Below are 15,336 nucleotides of genomic sequence, written 5' to 3'. Positions count from 1 at the left end.
AAGGACATGCTGCCGTCGGTCTGGAACCGGTGGCATGTCTCTTCCGGACTGCGCTCGGTCGCCTTGGTCGCCATCGACCGGAGCATTGCCATCAATCGTGCCGACTTCGGCTGCCTGTGGCTGATGGACTGGGACAGGCGCGAACTCTCGCTGCTGGCCCATCGAGGCTTCCAGCGATCGTTTCTGGCAACCGTCGAGCGTGTCCCGTTCGCCGCCGGCACGCCCTCCGCCCTGGCGGCCTATCGAAGGCGCCCGGTGTTCGTCGGCGACGCTTGCGATGAAGAGCTGTTCGGGACTTTTGCCCCGGCGGCGCGTCGTGCCGGCTTCAGGTCGGTCCTGTCGTTGCCGATGACAACCGCCCGCGGGGCGCTGGTCGGCATCCTCTCCGTGTACTTCGCCGCTCCGCGGACGCGCAGCGACAGGGACATCCAGGCCTCGACGGACATCGCCGAAAAGGCCGCCGATCAATTGCTGCGGCTGATGGCGAGCGGACGCGGCGCATGATTTCCTCCATCGCGCTCGCCTCGAAGGCTCAGGCGAGGAACTTGTCGGCCGTGATCGGCAGGTCGCGGACGCGAATCCCGGTGGCATGCCAGGCGGCGTTGGCGATGGCCGCCGCGGCGCCGACGATGCCGATCTCGCCGATGCCGCGCGAACCCATGGGGTTGGCGTGCGGGTCGTGCTCGTCGAGCCAGATCGCCTCGATGTCCATCACGTCGGCGTGCGCCGCGATGTGATAGCCGGCGAAGTCGTGGTTCACGACATGGCCGAAGCGCGGATCCACGACGCTCTCCTCGTGCAGTGCCATGGAAAGGCCCATCGTCATGCCCCCGATCAACTGCGAGCGGGCGGTGCGGGCATTGACGATGCGACCGACCGAGAACACGCCGAGCATGCGCGGCACGCGGATCTCGCCGGTGTCGGCATGCACGCGCACCTCGGCGAACTGGGCGCCGAAGGAGTGCATGGCGAAGCGTTCGACGTCGGAGTTCTCCGGCATCTCGGCGCCGATCTCCGCACCCGCCTCGGGATCGGCGCCGTGCCGGTCGCGGAACGCGCGCGCCGCCGCGACGATCGCCGAGCCCCAGCTGCTGATGCCCGACGATCCGCCCTCGACGGTGGCCATCGGCAGGTCGGTGTCCCCGACCTCGAGATGGATCGCCTCGACCGGACACCCCAGCGCGTCGGCGGCGATCTGCGTCAGCGCGGTCCAGGTGCCGGTGCCGATGTCGGCGGCGCCGATGCGCACGTGGTAGCGTTGGTCGGGCCCGTACCGGATCGTCGCCGCCGAGCCCGGCATTTGATAGTAGGGATAGGTCGAGGCGGCGACGCCCGTCCCGACCAGCCAGCCGTCCTGCTTCTGCGCCGTGGGCGCCGGGTCGCGCCGCTCCCAGCCGAACTGTTGCGCGCCGCGGCGCAGGCAGTCGATCAGGTGGCGACCGGACCACGGGTGTTTCGACTCGGGATCGACCTCGGGCTCGTTGCGGACCCTGAGCTCGATCGGATCGAGGCCGCAGGCGACGGCGAGCTCGTCCATCGCCACCTCGCCCGCGAACATGCCCGGCGTTTCGCCCGGGGCGCGCATCCACGACGGCACCGGCACGTCGAGCGCCGCCAGCCGATGGCTGGTGCGGCGGTTGCGCGATGCATACATGATGCGCGTCGGCACCGCCGTCTGCTCGGCGAACTCCTTGAACCTCGATGTCTGCTCGACGACGTCGTGCACGATCGCGCTCAGGTGGCCCTCGCGGTCGGCGCCGAGCTGGATGTGCTGGATGGTCGGGGTACGATAGCCGGCGAGGCAGAACATCTGCTGGCGGCTGAGCGTCAGCTTCACCGGCCGGCCCTCGACCGCCCGCGCGGCGAGACCGGCGAGCACGTTGTGGGCGTGCGGCGTTCCCTTCGATCCGAAGCCGCCGCCGACATAGGGCGCGACGACCCTGATGCGGCCGGGATCGAGCCCGAACACCGGCGCCAGCGTCTTGCGCACCGAATGCACGCCCTGGGTCGAATCGTAGAAGGTGAACGCGCCCTCCGACCACAGCGCGACCGTGGTATGCGTCTCCATCGGATTGTTGTGCTCGAGCGGCGTCGTGTAGGTCTGGTCGACGGTCACCGCCGCCGAGGCCAGGGCCGCGTCGACATCGCCCTCGTCGGTGTCGGTCGGGAAATCCGGGTTGACCACCTCCGGTGCATAAAGATCGTCGCGCCCGGCCCGCAGCGCGACGTCGTGCGGCTGCCCGGCGTAGGCGACGCGGACCAGATCGGCGGCCTGGTGGGCGATCTCGGCGGTCTCGGCGATCACGGCGCCGACGAACTGGCCGCGGAAATGCACTTCGTCCGACTGCAGCACCCAGAGCTCCTTGTCCTCCTGCGAGGCGAGCCGCGGCGCGTTCTCGTGGGTGATGACTGCGACTACGCCCTCGAGCGCCCGCGCCGCGGCGATGTCGATCGCCGTCACGCGGCCGCGCGCGACGGTGGCCTGCACCGGATGCAGATAGAGAGGATCGGCCACCGGATGGTCGAAAGCGTATGGCGCCGTTCCGGTGATCTTGGCGCGCCCGTCGAGCCGTTCGAGCGGCTGGCCGATCGCGCGCGGCTCCAGCAACCGGGTCATCGGGCCCTGTCCTTCGCATTCTTGTCCCTGATGAGCTCGTGCAACACCGAGACCAGCGTGTTGCAGGCCATCGGTATCTTGAAGGCATTGCCGCGCAGCGGCCGCGCGTCGGCGAGCTCGGCTTCCGCCGCCTGGCGGAAGCTCCCCGCCGTGGCCGGGGTGCCGCGCAGCGCCGCCTCGGCCTTGCTCGCCCGCCATGGCTTGTGCGCCACGCCACCGAGCGCGATGCGCACGTCGCGGACGGTGGCGTCCTCGACGTCGAGCGCCGCGGCCACCGACACCAGCGCGAAGGCGTAGGACGCCCGGTCGCGCACCTTGCGGTAGGACGAATGGTCGGCGAAGGGAAGCTCGGGGAGTTCGACGGCGGTGATCAGCTCGCCGTGCCGGAGCACCGTGTCATCCTGCGGCGCCTCGCCCGGCAGGCGATAGAAGTCGACCACGGCAATGCGGCGCTCGCCGTGCGCGCCCAGCACCACGACCTCGGCGTCGAGCGCCGCCATGGCGACGGCCATGTCCGAGGGATGGACGGCGACGCAATGCTCGGAGGCGCCGAGGATCGCGTGATAGCGGGTATAGCCCTCGACCGCCGGGCAGCCGGTTCCCGGCGCGCGCTTGTTGCAGGGCGTGGTGACGTCCTGGAAATAGACGCACCGCGTGCGCTGCAGCAGGTTCCCGCCGGTGGTGGCGAGATTGCGGAGCTGGCCCGATGCACCGGCGAGCAGGGCCTGGGCGAGCACCGGGTAGCGGGCGCGGATCGCCGGGTCGGCGGCGAGATCGCTGTTGCGCACCGCCGCGCCGATCCGCATCCCGCCGTCGGGCAACGGCTCGATCCGGTCGAAGGGAAGTCGCGTCACGTCGACCAGCAGGTCGGGGCTGGCAACGCCCAGCTTCATGTGATCGACGAGGTTGGTGCCGCCGCCGAGGAAAGCCGCGCCCGGGCGCCCGGTCACGGCGGCGACCGCGCCGGCGGCATCGCGCGCGCGTTCGTACTCGAACGGATTCATGGCGCAGCTCCCTTGCGCAGCGCATCGCGAATCGCCGCGACGATGTTCACGTAGGCGCCGCAGCGGCACAGGTTGCCGCTCATCCGCTCGCGGATCTCGCCGTCGTCGAGGTCGATGGCGGCGGTGAGGTCGCGGGTGACGTGGCTGGGTTGGCCGGCCCTGGCCTCGGCGAGCATGCCGACCGCCGAACAGATCTGGCCCGGCGTGCAGTAGCCGCACTGGAAGCCGTCATGGTCGAGGAATGCCTGCTGCACCGGATGCAGCGCGCTCGCCGCCGCGAGCCCCTGGGCGGTCGTGATCGCCGCCCCGTCGTGGACCACGGCGAAGGTGAGGCAGGTCGTGACCCGCCGCCCGTCGAGCAGCACCGTGCAGGCCCCGCACTGGCCATGGTCGCAGCCTTTCTTCGGCGACATCACGCCCAGCCGGTCGCGCAGCGCGTCGAGCAGCGTGGTCCGGGTGTCGACGGTCAGCGACCGCCGCACGCCGTCGACCTGCAAAGTGATCCGAGCGTCCATGGAGGCTCCCCTGTGCTGCCCGGGTGCCGGGCCGGTAATTGGATTCAACGCACCGGCGGGCGCCGGAGTTTCCGGGCTTTCGATCCACGGGTGATCCGCGAGCAGCCGATTTGCGGCGGCGACGCGCGGCGGGCGGTGCGCGATCGCACAGAGCGACCGGCTGCTGCAACCGAGGCGAAGAGATGTCGTTTCGACCACACCCACGGTAGCAGCACATCGCAGGCGAAGGATCGACGGCCATGAGGAGGAAACGCATCGCCACCATGGACGCCATCGCCCGCCGGATCTGCCGCACGATCGGCAGCGGGGTCCTGCCGCCCGATGCGGTCGGTGCCTTGCGGCTGGCGGAGGTCCGGGCCGGCATGTCGCTCGCGATCGAGCGCGGCTGGCTCAGGCGTCGCGGCCAGACCTACGAGCTGACCGAAGCCGGCCTCGAGCTGGCCCGCCGGTCGCGCGCCGGCGCGAACAGGAAGACGCGTCACATCTGCTGAGGCGCTGCCGCAGATGGCATGCAAGCGGCCCCGGGCCGCGAGCGGCGCATCGCGAGTTACGCAGCCATCGATATTGATCTAGAGTCCCGACGCGTCGTCCGGGGGGACCGGGGCATGAACACAGCGGACGCGGCTGGGGACGTCGTGACGACAGGCCCGTGCATATCGCCTGCGCCGACGATCGAGGCGCTGCGACTTGAGCTCGCGACTGCCCTCGCCGGGCGCGGCGAGGCGCCGACCCTCACGCCGCCGGCATAGGAGGGTGCGATGAGCGAGCCCGCCAAGATCCTCGCCGTCGACGACGAGCCCGACTTCGAGCTGCTGTTGCGCCAGCGCTTCCGCCAGCGCATCCGCAAGGGCGATCTCGCCTTCCGCTTCGCCCATCACGGCGAGGAGGCGCTGGCCGTGCTGGCCGAGGAACCGGACATCGGCCTGCTGCTGCTCGACATCAACATGCCGGTGATGGACGGGCTCACCCTGCTGGCCGAGCTGCGCGCCCGCAAGTCACCGGCCCGGGCGGTGATCGTCTCGGCCTACGGCGACATGGCGAATATCCGCACCGCCATGAATCGCGGCGCCATCGACTTCGTCACCAAGCCGGTCGACCTCAACGACCTCGAGGTCACGATCGACAAGACGCTGGGCGACATCGCCTATGTGCGCGGCCTCGACCGGCAGCGCGCCGCCGCCGAGCGGGCGCGGCTGAACCTCGCGCGTTACTTCTCCCCCGACCTGGTGGCGATGCTGGCCGAGCGCGACGAGCCGCTGGGCCCGGTGCGGCGCGAGACCGTGGCCGTGCTGTTCGTCGACATCGTGGGCTTCACGCGCATGGCCGAGGCCATGTCGCCCGAGTCGGTCGTCACCATGCTGCGCGAGTTCCACGAGCGCATGGCGGCGGAGATCTTCGCCTGCGGCGGCACGGTGGAGAAGTACATCGGCGACGCGATCTTCGCCGTCTTCGGGCTGCTGAAGCCGGGCGCCGAGGACGCCGCCAACGCACTGCGCTGCGCCGACCGGATGCTGCAGGCGCTGGCGGCGTGGAACGGACAGCGGACGGCACGCGGCGAGCCGGCCCTCTCGATCGGCATCGGGCTCAACTGCGGCCCGGCCGTGGTCGGCGACGTCGGCAGCGACCAGGGGCTTTCCTTCACGGTGATCGGCGACACCGTCAATATCGCGAGCCGCCTGCAGGGCCTGACGCGTGATCTCGACACGCCCCTGGTGGTCGCCGATGCGATCGTCGCCACCGTGAACGGCGCATCCTCTCCGGAGGCGCGGACGCTGCTCGCGCGGCTGCACGATCGCGGCGAGCGCACGCTCAAGGGCCGCAGCGCCGCCGTCCGGATCTGGACCCATGGCGACGAGGTGATCGGATGACGGCCGCGGCCGTGCTCGCGGTTCGCACGGTCAGAGGAAGGGCTTGCCGCCCGTGACGGCGATGGTGGCGCCCGAGACATAGCTCGACAGCGGATCGGCCAGCATCACATAGGCGGTGGCGAGCTCGGCCGGCTGGGCGGCCCGCTTCATGGGCACGCTACTGCCGAACTTCTCGACCGCCTCGGGCGGCATGGTCGAGGGAATGAGCGGCGTCCACACCGGACCGGGAGCGACGGCGTTGACGCGGATTCCCCTGGCCGCGAGGAGCTGCGCGAGACCGCCGGTGAAGTTGTGGATCGCCCCCTTGGTCGTGGCGTAGGCAAGCAGCGTCGGGTTGGGCAGGTCGGAATTGATCGAGGCGGTGTTGACGATGGTGCCGCCCTCCTTCATGTGCGGCACCGCCGCCTTCACCAGGTAGAACATGGCGTGGATGTTGACGCGGAAGGTGTTCTCCCACTCCTCGTCGCTGATCTCGCCGACCTCGCCGAAGGTCGCCTGATGCGCCGCATTGTTGACAAGGATGTCGAGCGCGCCGAGCTCGGCCATGGCCGTCTCGACGATCCGCCGGCAGTGCGCCGCGTCGCCGACGTCGCCGGCAACGAGGATCGCCCGCCGGCCCGCCTGCTCGACCATCCGCTGCGTCTCGCGCGCGTCCTCGTGCTCGTCGAGATAGGCGATCAGAAGATCGGCGCCTTCGCGCGCATAGGCGATGGCGACCGCCCGTCCGATGCCGCTGTCGCCGCCGGTGATGACCGCCTTGCGGCCGGCGAGCCGCCCGCTGCCCGTGTACGAGGTCTCGCCGTGGTCCGGCTTCGGCTGCATGGCGCCGGTCCGGCCCGGCATGGCCTGTTGCTGCCGCGGCTGGGGCGGCTTCGGGTGGTCGTTCATGATCTCCGTCAAACGACCGCCGCAAGGGCGAGGTTCCGCAGCGGGAGCCTTCGCGACACGCATGCGGACCGGCATCCGCCATCACGGCTTTGTGCAGCGCTGTGGCCGGTTGGTCACTGGCCGCGCGCGCACCGCCGCCGCAATGCTGCGAACGGCTGCTGATTTGTTTTCTGTGCGCCCCAAAATCCGTAGCCGCGCCGGCGATGCTTCTCCAGCGTCGCCGGCGCTCCTGCGACGCCCCGGATATCGATAAGGAATATCTTATTGTGCTGCGCCGATTTGATAAGGAATAGCTTGTCGACCCCGGGGTCTTCCCGCCGCGGCGCGCTATCTTTCGACGATCTTCCAGAACGAATCCTTCCTGATCACCTTGCCGTCGCGGAAGGTATAGAAATCGCAGCCGCGCACCTCGATCGGCGGACCCGAAGCGGGCGTGCCCCTGAGCGTCCACTGCGAGATGCCCATGTCGCCGTCAACATAGTGGCGATCGTCGCCGTAGTGGACGTCGGGCAGGCCGTCGAGCCGCCCGCGCAGGGCCTCGCGAACCGCCGCCGCGCCGATGAAGCGGCTGCCCCACGGCTCGGGACCGCGCGGCATCTCGAGCACGGCGTCGTCGGCGAAGAAGCTCATGATGCGGTCGAGGTCGTGATCGTTGAAGGCCTCGACCAGCGCCTTCAGTGTCGCGTGGCTTGCGGACATGTTTCCTTCTCCCCCGGGCGGTGCCGCACGAGGCTGCCCGGGCGACCGGACGCCGGCAAGCGCCACAACAGCCGCCACCGGGTCGTCACGCCTTTGCAACGTGAAGATCACTGGTCACGCGCGGCGCGGACGCCGACTCTCGGGGCGTCCGGAAGCAGCCCCCGCCGGAGTGAAGGATGCCCTATTCGCCACCCCTGATCGGCCCGCACGAGAGCGGCGGGCTCTACGAGCTAAGCCAGGCGCTGGACGCGCTCGGCCGCGCCGGGCTCGGCGTCGCGCCGGCCGACGTCGTCGAGGTGGAAGCCTTCTGGCAGGGCGGCCAGTGGGGCTCGTGCGCGGGCGGCTTCGTGCTGCGCCTGCAGGACGCCAGGCGCGCCTATCTCGACGTCTGGATCGAGGAAAGCGAAGACGGCAAGATACCGCCCAAAGTCGATATCGAGTTCGCGCCGCTCGCCGCCGGCCAGGCGCGTCCGTGCTTTCCCAGCGCGGCCGACCCGATCGGCGGATGGAGCACGGAGGTGGCGCCGCTCAACGCCTTCCTGCAAGAGGCCCGGCAGGCCTGACCGCGCCGGGCCGCGGACCCGGGAGCATGTCGCCATGTTGATCAGCAGAAGCGGCTTTGGATTCGGCCTCGGCCTCGGCGCCCTGCTGCTGCTCGCCGTCTTGCCGTGGATCGTGCCCGGGCTGCGCGCGCTTCCCTATTTCCTCGGGCACGACATCTGGCTCAGCGGCAGCGCGACGCTCGGCCTCGAGATCGCGCTGGTCGGCCTGGTCGCCGGCTGGTTCGCCCACGACGCCACCCGCCGCGTCGGCCGACAGCTCGCGCGCATCGCCTGGATGACGCTGCTCGCCGTCGCGCTCACGACGCTGATCGCCTTCCTGCTTTCGGCGCTCGACCCTCCGTTCGCGCGGCGCATCCTGCGCTTCTACCTGCTGGCCCTGCCGCTGCCCTGCCTCGTCGTCACGCCGCCCTGGGCCGCCTTCTACCTGCGGCGCTCGGGCCCGGCGCAACGGACGGCGACGGAAGAGCGCGACTCGCAATGAGGATCAGAGCGGCTCGTCGTCGCTCCGGATGCCGACGCGGTATCGATAGACCATGCCCCAGCCCTTCCAGCCGGTGAACAGGAGGATGCCGACCACGATCAGCGAGATGATGAGGCCGGTCGGCAGGATCGCCGAGGCGCCCGCCGTGTAGCGGCTGTAGAAGTTGTAGAGCTCGAGCAGGACGACCAGCACGTTGCCGCCGGCATGGAGCCAGACATCGCCGAGAACGCGGATGCGCTGGTCGCCCAGCACGTCGGTCAGGCCGGCCAGGGCGGCGAACGCCGCCATCACCAGGCCGGCGCCCAGCAGCCACTGGGTCGCCGCCGCCCAACCCGGAAGGGCCGTGCCCCAGAACACCAGGTCGCAAACGAAGGTGGCGACGAAGAAGGCGATGGGAAATCCGACCAGCATGGGATGGATGGGATGGCCGCCGATGCGGGCGGTCGTACGCGGATTGCTTGACGCCATGAGGTGTCCTCCGCAGATCGTTCCCTCATGAAACGCACAGGTCGAGGACACGTTGCTTTGCGCGAGCGAGGGACATCGATCGCTCCATTGTCTCGCCCGCGTGCGGCCCCTACCCTCCGGCTCGGGGAGGAGGACTTTGCCATGAACAATGTCTCGTTGAATGTGCTGCTGGGCTTCGTCGCCTGGACGCTCATCCTGCTGATCGTGATGGAAGGGCTGCGGGTGCGGCTGGTGATGACCGGATCGGTCGCGGCCAACGCCTTCACGCCGGACAACGCCAACCTCTCGCCCTTCATGCAGCGGCTGGCGCGAGCGCACGCCAACTGCGTCGAAACCCTGCCCGTCGTCGCCACGCTGCTGATCGCGGCACTGATCGGCGGCCGCACCGCCGTCACCGATCCGCTGGCGCCGTGGCTGCTCGTCGCGCGCCTGGTCCAGTCCGGCGCGCACCTTGCCTCGCTCAGTGTCGTCGCCGTGAACTTGCGCTTCGCGGCGTTCGTCGTCCAGATCGCGATCGTGGTCTGGTGGACCATCGCCCTGTTGCGCGGCTAGGCCTCACCGCGATGCCGGCGCAGCAACCCGGGCAGCGGCGGCTGGCGGCCATCGTCGTGGCCGACGTCGAAGGCTACTCGCGGCTGATGGGCCGTGACGAGGCCGGCACGCTCGCCGCCCTGCGCACGGTGCGCCGCGACGTGGTCGATCCGCGCGTCGCCGCGTTCGGCGGCCGCCTCGTCAAGACGACCGGTGACGGGCTGCTGCTGGAGTTCGCGAGCGCAGTCGATGCGGTGCGCGCCGTCGTCGACCTGCAGACGGCGATGGCCGCGCACAATGCGCATCTGTCGCAGGAGCGCCGCATCGTCTTCCGCATTGGCGTCAATCTCGGCGACATCCTGATCGAGGGCGACGACGTCTTCGGCGACGGCGTGAACGTCGCCGCGCGCCTGGAGGCGATCGCGCCGGCGGGCGGCCTCTGCCTCGCGGGCCGCGTGCACGACGAGGTGCGCGACCGGCTCGACCTCGCATTCGAGGACGGCGGCGCACAGAACCTGAAGAACATCGCCCGCCCGGTCCATGTCTGGCGATGGTCGCCGCAAGGCGCGATCGCGGCGCCGGCGCGGCCGGCGGCGGTGGAGCCGTCCGAGATGGCGCGCGCCATCGCCGGCAAGCCGTCGGCCGCGGTGCTGCCGTTCCGCAACCTGAGCGGCGATGCCGGCCAGGACTATTTTGCCGACGGCGTCACCGAGGAGATCATTACCGCGCTCGCACGCTTCCACGAGCTGCGGGTCGCCGCGCGCAGCTCGAGCTTTGCCTTCAAGGAGAGCGCGCTCGACATCCGCGAGATCGCCCGCCAGCTCGGCGTGCAGTACGTGCTCGCCGGCAGCATCCGCCGCGCCGCCAACCGCATCCGTGTCACCGCCGAACTCACCAATGCCGAGAACGGCCTGCAGGTCTGGACCGACCGCTACGACCGCGACCTCGCCGACATCTTCGACCTGCAGGACGATATCGGCCGCACCGTCGCCGCGGTCGTCGAGCCCGCCGTGCGCGGCGCCGAGATCGAGCGCGCGCGCCGCAAGCCGACCGGAAGCCTGTCGGCCTACGACCTCTACCTGCGCGCCCTGCCGCACATGTGGGCCGCCACGCGCGAGGAGATCCCGCGCGCCACCGCGCTCCTGCGGCAGTCGCTGGCGCACGACCCCGAGAGCGCGCCGACGCTGGCCGCACTTGCCTGGTGCCTGTTCATGGCGCCAGTCGCCGGCGTCGGGCCGCTGCGCGAGTCGTGGACCGAGGCGCTCGAGCTGGCGCGCCGCGCGGTCGAGAGGGACGGCGCCGATGCCTTCGCGCAGGCGATCTACGCCCAGGTGATGTCGGGGCTCGCCGACCAGCACGACCAGGCCCGCCTGCACGCCGAGGAAGCGGTACGCCTCAATCCCAGCCTGCCCTTCGCCTGGGGTGCGCTGGGCTATGCCGACAACCGGTCCGGCGACTTCGCGCGGGGCGTCGAAAGCCTCGAACTCGCCGTCCGCCTCGGCCCGTCCGATGGCTTCCTCTATTTCTGGCTGACCGGACTCGCCGCCGCGCACTTCGCGCTCGGCCGGCACGACGAGGGCATCGGCTGGGCGCGCAAGGCGGTGCAGCGGCATCCGGGCTTCGGCACGGCGCATCGCCTGCTCGCCGCCAATCTCGTCCTCGCCGGGCGCCTCGACGAGGCGCGCGAGGTCACGCGGCGGCGCGACGCCGTGCAGCGCACGACGCTCAGCGAGCTGCGCGCGCTGCGCCTCTTCCATCCGGACGAGGTCATGAAGCGCTACCTCGCCGCCCAGCGAGCCTGCGGCCTCGAGGAGTAGCCCTTCCGGTCGCGCATCTTCGGGGATCTCGACGTGACGGCGCGGAGACTACTCTGCGCGACTCGCTTCATGAGCACGAGCGAGCCGGAAGCTCGCGATCCGCGTGAGCATGGGCGCTTTCCTGGCCGTGGACGAGCTCGACGGGGACGCCTCGCCTGAGCGAGTTGGCGACGGCCGAGATCTCGCGCGCGCGCTCGACGAGGCGGGCGACGTCCGCCGCGCCGTCGAGCGCCGTCACCGCGACGCGCATGGTGGCGCCGGTGGCGATCAGCGGATCGCCGTCGAAGCTCACCGTGACGTCGACCCGCATCGACTCAAGGGCGACGCCCATGTCGTGGGCGACGTACTGCAGGTCGTTGCAGAAGCAGCCGCCGATCGCGAAGCCGAGCAGCTCGCCGCCGTTGAAGCCCAGCCCCATGCCGCCCGCCGTGCCCTCGGGCCGATCGACGACGATGGTGTGCGGGCCGGCGCGGCCGAGAACCGCTGCGGTGTCGGGAATGCTGCTGAGCCGAACCGTCATCGTCGCCATCGTTCCTCCCTTCGCCCGGGCGCCGCAGTCTAGCGCGTCGATCGCCGATTGGCCGGTCGGACGGCGGATCGCGAAACAGGCGAAACACGACGGCGCGCCGGCAACATCGCATGTGAGCGCGATCACAACCTTTCCGTGTCCGAGGGCGGATCGGGGATGACAATGACGATGTCGGGAGGCAGGATCGGTGCGTTCGGCAAGTTCAGCGTGGTCCAGCACCGGATTTGAACTGTCACGCGTCGGTGCCGCCGGTCGCACCACCATTTCCGTTTTCGTTCAACGATCATTGCGGGGGATGCCATGGCCATCATTGCGCGCGGCCACAAGCAGGTTCGCGACTACGAACGGGCGTTGGGGGGCGAGCCTCCCCGCGGCGGCGTGAGGAAAAGCCAGGCCGAGCTGACGCGCCATCTGACGCAGCGCCTGAGGAAGACCAATGCGGATCGCCGGGAAATCGCCGCCCTCACCGCGCAGAAGCAGAACCTTTTGCTGCGCAACGTTTCCCGACGCGATCCCCGGCTGAAGGAGGCCAACGCCGGGCTCGAGCGCATCTACGCGCAGCGCGCCAAGCGGAGGCTGATACGGCCGAAGCTCCGCAAGTTCGAGCCGCACGTCATCTCGGGGTCGAATTTCACCGTCCACGTGCCGCCTTACGACGCCCCCTGGACCTTCAATCCGAGCGGCAACGCCGCCGACGCGAACGCGGCGGCCGGCACCTACGATCTCGCCTGCCAGTCGTTCGGCGACGGCACGCAGGAAGTGGCGGCGGGCGTCATGAGCTGGTTCTTCTGCACGACCGCCGATCTGCAGCAGCGCTTCGCCGCCGTGATCGACTTCTCCGACGACTGGTGGGACAGCGCCTCCGGCTACGTCGCCCACAACGATCTCAGGACCCGGATGTGGGTGTTCGGCCAGTCCGAGAACGCCTGGGTTCTCCAGACCGACGTGCAGCCGGGCTGGAGCGACGGCGTCGGCTGGACCGAGAGCCACGGCAGCTCCGACGGCGGCCGCCTGTCGGCGGAGGCGTTCTTTCCGGCGCGGCAGAACAGCTGGTACCAGGCGTGGGTGTGGAGCGACGCTCAGGCCTACGCCGACGGCGGCTTCTTCGGCATCGCCGCCTCGTCGATCCATTTCAGCGCCTCGGTGCCGCTCATGGTCTTCGGCAGCCTGTTCTGAAGGGCAATCCTCTTCGCTCGAAACACTCCCCGGCGGAGCCGGGGAGGCACGGCAACCTGACTTCGGCGGACTTTACTCCAAAGCGCTGGCCGCTTGCCGCGCGACTCAAGATGACACGGCCGAATGTTGTGTCCTCCCGAGCGACGCGACGGATCTTTGGTCGCCCGGCTCGAACACGATGCCCTCGTAGCCGCTCATCGCCACCTGGCTGAGGATGGCGGTGTATTTGGGCTGGCCGCCGTTGTAGACGACGTAGCGGATGCGGCCTTCCTCGTGACCGGGCACGTTGGAATTGTAGCCCGTGAACCAGCCCTTGGCCTTGCGCAGCAGCAACATGGCGTACATGTCCTGGACGTGCTTGGACCAGCGCGCCTGGGCGGCCCGCGTCGCCTCGCAGCGCGCCTGGCCGTGCTCGCGCATATGGATCAGCAGATCCGTGCACCAGTTGACCCCGAGTTCGATGCCGCGCGGAAAGTTGACCGACGCCGAGCCGCTTTGCGGCCCCGTCGGCATCAGCATGTTGGGGAAGCCCGCCACCAGCAGGCCGAGGAAGGTCGAGGGACCGTCCTTCCAGGTCTCGGCCAGCCGCTCGCCATCGACGCCGCGAATGTCGATATGGTCGTAGGCGCCGGTGATGGCATCGAAGCCGGTGGCATAAACGATGACGTCAAACTCGTAGTCGCGCTCGGCGGTGCGCAGGCCGGTCTCGGTGACGCGCACGATCGGCGTCGCGCTGACATCGACGAGGTGCACGTTGTCACGGTTGAAGGCCTCGTAGTAGTAGGTCTCGAGCGGCACGCGCTGCACGCCGAAGCCGTGATCGCGCGGGATCAGCTTCTCGGCCGTGGCCGGATCCTTCACGCGCTGGCGGATGCGCCCGGCGATATAGTCGGAGAACTCAGCGTTGGCCTTCTCGTCGGTGAAGATCTCGCGGAAGTTCCTGAGCCAGATGCCGAAGCCCGGCTCGCCGTACAGCCGGTCCCAGAGCGCCAGCCGCTCCTCGCGCGAGACCTCCCAGAAGCCGCGCCGGTCGGGCTCGTGCTCGAAGCCACCGGGCGTGCGCGCGCAGGTGGCGAAGATCTCGTCATAACGGCGGCGGATGTCGGCCATCTCCTCGTCCGAGATCGGGCCGTTGTTCAGGGGTGCCGCCCAGTTGGGCCGGCGCTGGAAGACGGTGAGTTCGGCCGCCGTGTCCGCGATCACCGGGATCGCCTGGATGGCGGTGGCGCCGGTGCCGATCACCGCCACCTTCTTGCCGGCGAGCGACACGCCCTCGTGCGGCCAGTCGAAGGTGTGGAACGACCGGCCCTTGAACGACTCCATGCCCGGATAGCGCGGCCGGGCGGGAATGGAGAGCAGCCCCAGCGTCATGATCACGAAGCGCGTGGTGAGCGTGCGGCCGTCGGAGACCTCAAGTCGCCAGAGACTCTGCGCCTCGTCCCAGTGCGCCGCCTCGACGCGGCAGTTGAACTGCATGTGCCGACGCAGGTCGAACTTGTCGGCGACGTGGTTGAGGTAGCGCAGGTTCTCGGGCTGGCCGGAGAAGCGCTCCTTCCAGTGCCACTCGTCCAGGAGCTCCCGCGAGAACGAGTAGCCGTAGGTGTAGCTCTCCGAATCGAAGCGCGCGCCGGGATAGCGGTTGCCGTACCACGTGCCGCCGAGCCCGCCCGCCGCCTCGAGCACGGTGGCGCGGACGCCGAGATCGACCAGCCGCTTGATCTGGTAGATCCCCGCGACGCCCGCCCCGATCACGATGGCTTCGTAGTCGAGCATGGGTCCACTCCTGTCCGGTGCCGGATGATGTTAACGCCGCAGAGCGTGCCGTACAGGGTGCTCACTCCATGGCTTTTCGAGGGACGAAAGGCGGTTCGGACGCCACGCTACTGTGGCCATGCGGACGATGGGGCTCGATACGAGCCCACTGCTTGTCCTTCACCCCGTGCGTGCCAACGCGAATGCCCGGAACGGGTGACGACCGTTCTCGACCGTTCATGCGCGGTCGCCGAGCGCTGTCTGCGTCCGGCCACATTGTCTGTGTCCGGCGTCGCTGTCTGTGTCTGGCCCCGCGGTCGGTGCCCTCCCGCACTGTCTGCTGTCTGCCACACTGTCTGTATCTGGCCACGCTGTCTGTGTGTCTGGCCGCACGGTTGCGTCCGTCGCACCGTCTGTGTCTGCCTGCT

At 69.7% G+C, this 15,336-nt stretch carries 16 protein-coding genes; 8 read left to right on the top strand and 8 right to left on the bottom strand.

Features of this window, described 5'->3' with window-relative positions; all coding sequences use genetic code 11:
• Positions 1 to 6: 6 nt before the first annotated feature.
• Entirely contained in the window at positions 7 to 504 is a 498-nt protein-coding gene (locus tag VH499_RS22405; RefSeq protein ID WP_332054979.1) for a GAF domain-containing protein, read from the top strand.
• A 28-nt stretch (positions 505 to 532) separates the two neighbouring features.
• Here the strand turns inward: VH499_RS22405 and VH499_RS22400 are convergent, their stop codons facing one another.
• The 3 genes from VH499_RS22400 to VH499_RS22390 are packed head-to-tail and all read right to left on the bottom strand — an operon-like array spanning position 533 to position 4,184.
• Positions 533 to 2,617 (bottom strand): xanthine dehydrogenase family protein molybdopterin-binding subunit, encoded by a 2,085-nt coding sequence (locus tag VH499_RS22400; protein ID WP_332054978.1) that lies wholly within the window; start codon positions 2,615 to 2,617, stop codon positions 533 to 535.
• Positions 2,614 to 3,621, bottom strand: a complete 1,008-nt coding sequence (locus VH499_RS22395) for a xanthine dehydrogenase family protein subunit M (RefSeq protein WP_332054977.1) — start codon at positions 3,619 to 3,621, stop codon at positions 2,614 to 2,616. The genes VH499_RS22400 and VH499_RS22395 overlap by 4 nt, the downstream gene beginning before the upstream one ends.
• Positions 3,618 to 4,184: a 2Fe-2S iron-sulfur cluster-binding protein gene (locus tag VH499_RS22390; RefSeq protein ID WP_332055006.1), complete on the bottom strand. Its 567-nt coding sequence runs from the start codon at positions 4,182 to 4,184 to the stop codon at positions 3,618 to 3,620. The genes VH499_RS22395 and VH499_RS22390 overlap by 4 nt, the downstream gene beginning before the upstream one ends.
• Before the next feature lie 191 nt (positions 4,185 to 4,375).
• Between VH499_RS22390 and VH499_RS22385 the strand changes: the two genes are divergently transcribed.
• Positions 4,376 to 4,627, top strand: coding sequence for a hypothetical protein (locus VH499_RS22385; protein WP_332054976.1), 252 nt, complete (start codon positions 4,376 to 4,378; stop codon positions 4,625 to 4,627).
• Between the two features lie 267 nt (positions 4,628 to 4,894).
• On the top strand, positions 4,895 to 6,004 hold the full coding sequence (locus tag VH499_RS22380) for an adenylate/guanylate cyclase domain-containing protein (protein ID WP_332054975.1): 1,110 nt from the start codon (positions 4,895 to 4,897) through the stop codon (positions 6,002 to 6,004).
• Between the two features lie 30 nt (positions 6,005 to 6,034).
• On the opposite strand, the gene VH499_RS22375 is transcribed toward VH499_RS22380, so the two are convergent.
• The gene (locus tag VH499_RS22375) at positions 6,035 to 6,892 is read right to left on the bottom strand and encodes an SDR family oxidoreductase (protein ID WP_332054974.1); all 858 of its coding nucleotides are present in this window, start codon (positions 6,890 to 6,892) and stop codon (positions 6,035 to 6,037) included.
• A 327-nt stretch (positions 6,893 to 7,219) separates the two neighbouring features.
• A complete protein-coding gene (locus VH499_RS22370) occupies positions 7,220 to 7,591 on the bottom strand; it encodes a nuclear transport factor 2 family protein (RefSeq protein WP_332054973.1) in 372 nt (123 codons plus the stop codon).
• 176 nt (positions 7,592 to 7,767) lie between these two features.
• Between VH499_RS22370 and VH499_RS22365 the strand changes: the two genes are divergently transcribed.
• Both VH499_RS22365 and VH499_RS22360 read left to right on the top strand, forming a co-directional pair.
• Positions 7,768 to 8,154, top strand: coding sequence for a hypothetical protein (locus VH499_RS22365; RefSeq protein WP_332054972.1), 387 nt, complete (start codon positions 7,768 to 7,770; stop codon positions 8,152 to 8,154).
• 34 nt (positions 8,155 to 8,188) lie between these two features.
• Positions 8,189 to 8,635, top strand: a complete 447-nt coding sequence (locus VH499_RS22360) for a hypothetical protein (RefSeq protein WP_332054971.1) — start codon at positions 8,189 to 8,191, stop codon at positions 8,633 to 8,635.
• A gap of 3 nt (positions 8,636 to 8,638) precedes the next feature.
• Here VH499_RS22360 and VH499_RS22355 read toward each other — a convergent pair whose 3' ends face one another.
• Positions 8,639 to 9,103, bottom strand: a complete 465-nt coding sequence (locus VH499_RS22355) for a DUF2231 domain-containing protein (protein WP_332054970.1) — start codon at positions 9,101 to 9,103, stop codon at positions 8,639 to 8,641.
• A gap of 141 nt (positions 9,104 to 9,244) precedes the next feature.
• Between VH499_RS22355 and VH499_RS22350 the strand changes: the two genes are divergently transcribed.
• Entirely contained in the window at positions 9,245 to 9,655 is a 411-nt protein-coding gene (locus tag VH499_RS22350) for an MAPEG family protein (protein WP_332054969.1), read from the top strand.
• Positions 9,628 to 11,451, top strand: coding sequence for an adenylate/guanylate cyclase domain-containing protein (locus VH499_RS22345; protein WP_332054968.1), 1,824 nt, complete (start codon positions 9,628 to 9,630; stop codon positions 11,449 to 11,451). Before VH499_RS22350 ends, VH499_RS22345 begins: the two co-directional genes overlap by 28 nt.
• Before the next feature lie 67 nt (positions 11,452 to 11,518).
• On the opposite strand, the gene VH499_RS22340 is transcribed toward VH499_RS22345, so the two are convergent.
• Positions 11,519 to 11,980 (bottom strand): OsmC family protein, encoded by a 462-nt coding sequence (locus VH499_RS22340; protein ID WP_332054967.1) that lies wholly within the window; start codon positions 11,978 to 11,980, stop codon positions 11,519 to 11,521.
• A gap of 300 nt (positions 11,981 to 12,280) precedes the next feature.
• Here VH499_RS22340 and VH499_RS22335 point away from each other — a divergent pair, with 300 nt between their 5' ends.
• Positions 12,281 to 13,156 (top strand): hypothetical protein, encoded by an 876-nt coding sequence (locus tag VH499_RS22335; RefSeq protein WP_332054966.1) that lies wholly within the window; start codon positions 12,281 to 12,283, stop codon positions 13,154 to 13,156.
• Positions 13,157 to 13,261: 105 nt separating this feature from the next.
• On the opposite strand, the gene VH499_RS22330 is transcribed toward VH499_RS22335, so the two are convergent.
• Positions 13,262 to 14,929 (bottom strand): NAD(P)/FAD-dependent oxidoreductase, encoded by a 1,668-nt coding sequence (locus tag VH499_RS22330; RefSeq protein ID WP_332054965.1) that lies wholly within the window; start codon positions 14,927 to 14,929, stop codon positions 13,262 to 13,264.
• Between the last annotated feature and the right edge of the window lie 407 nt (positions 14,930 to 15,336).

It is taken from the genome of Reyranella sp., from assembly GCF_036558665.1.
Lineage (GTDB): Bacteria > Pseudomonadota > Alphaproteobacteria > Reyranellales > Reyranellaceae > Reyranella.
This window is presented reverse-complemented; position numbering and strand designations above follow the sequence as displayed.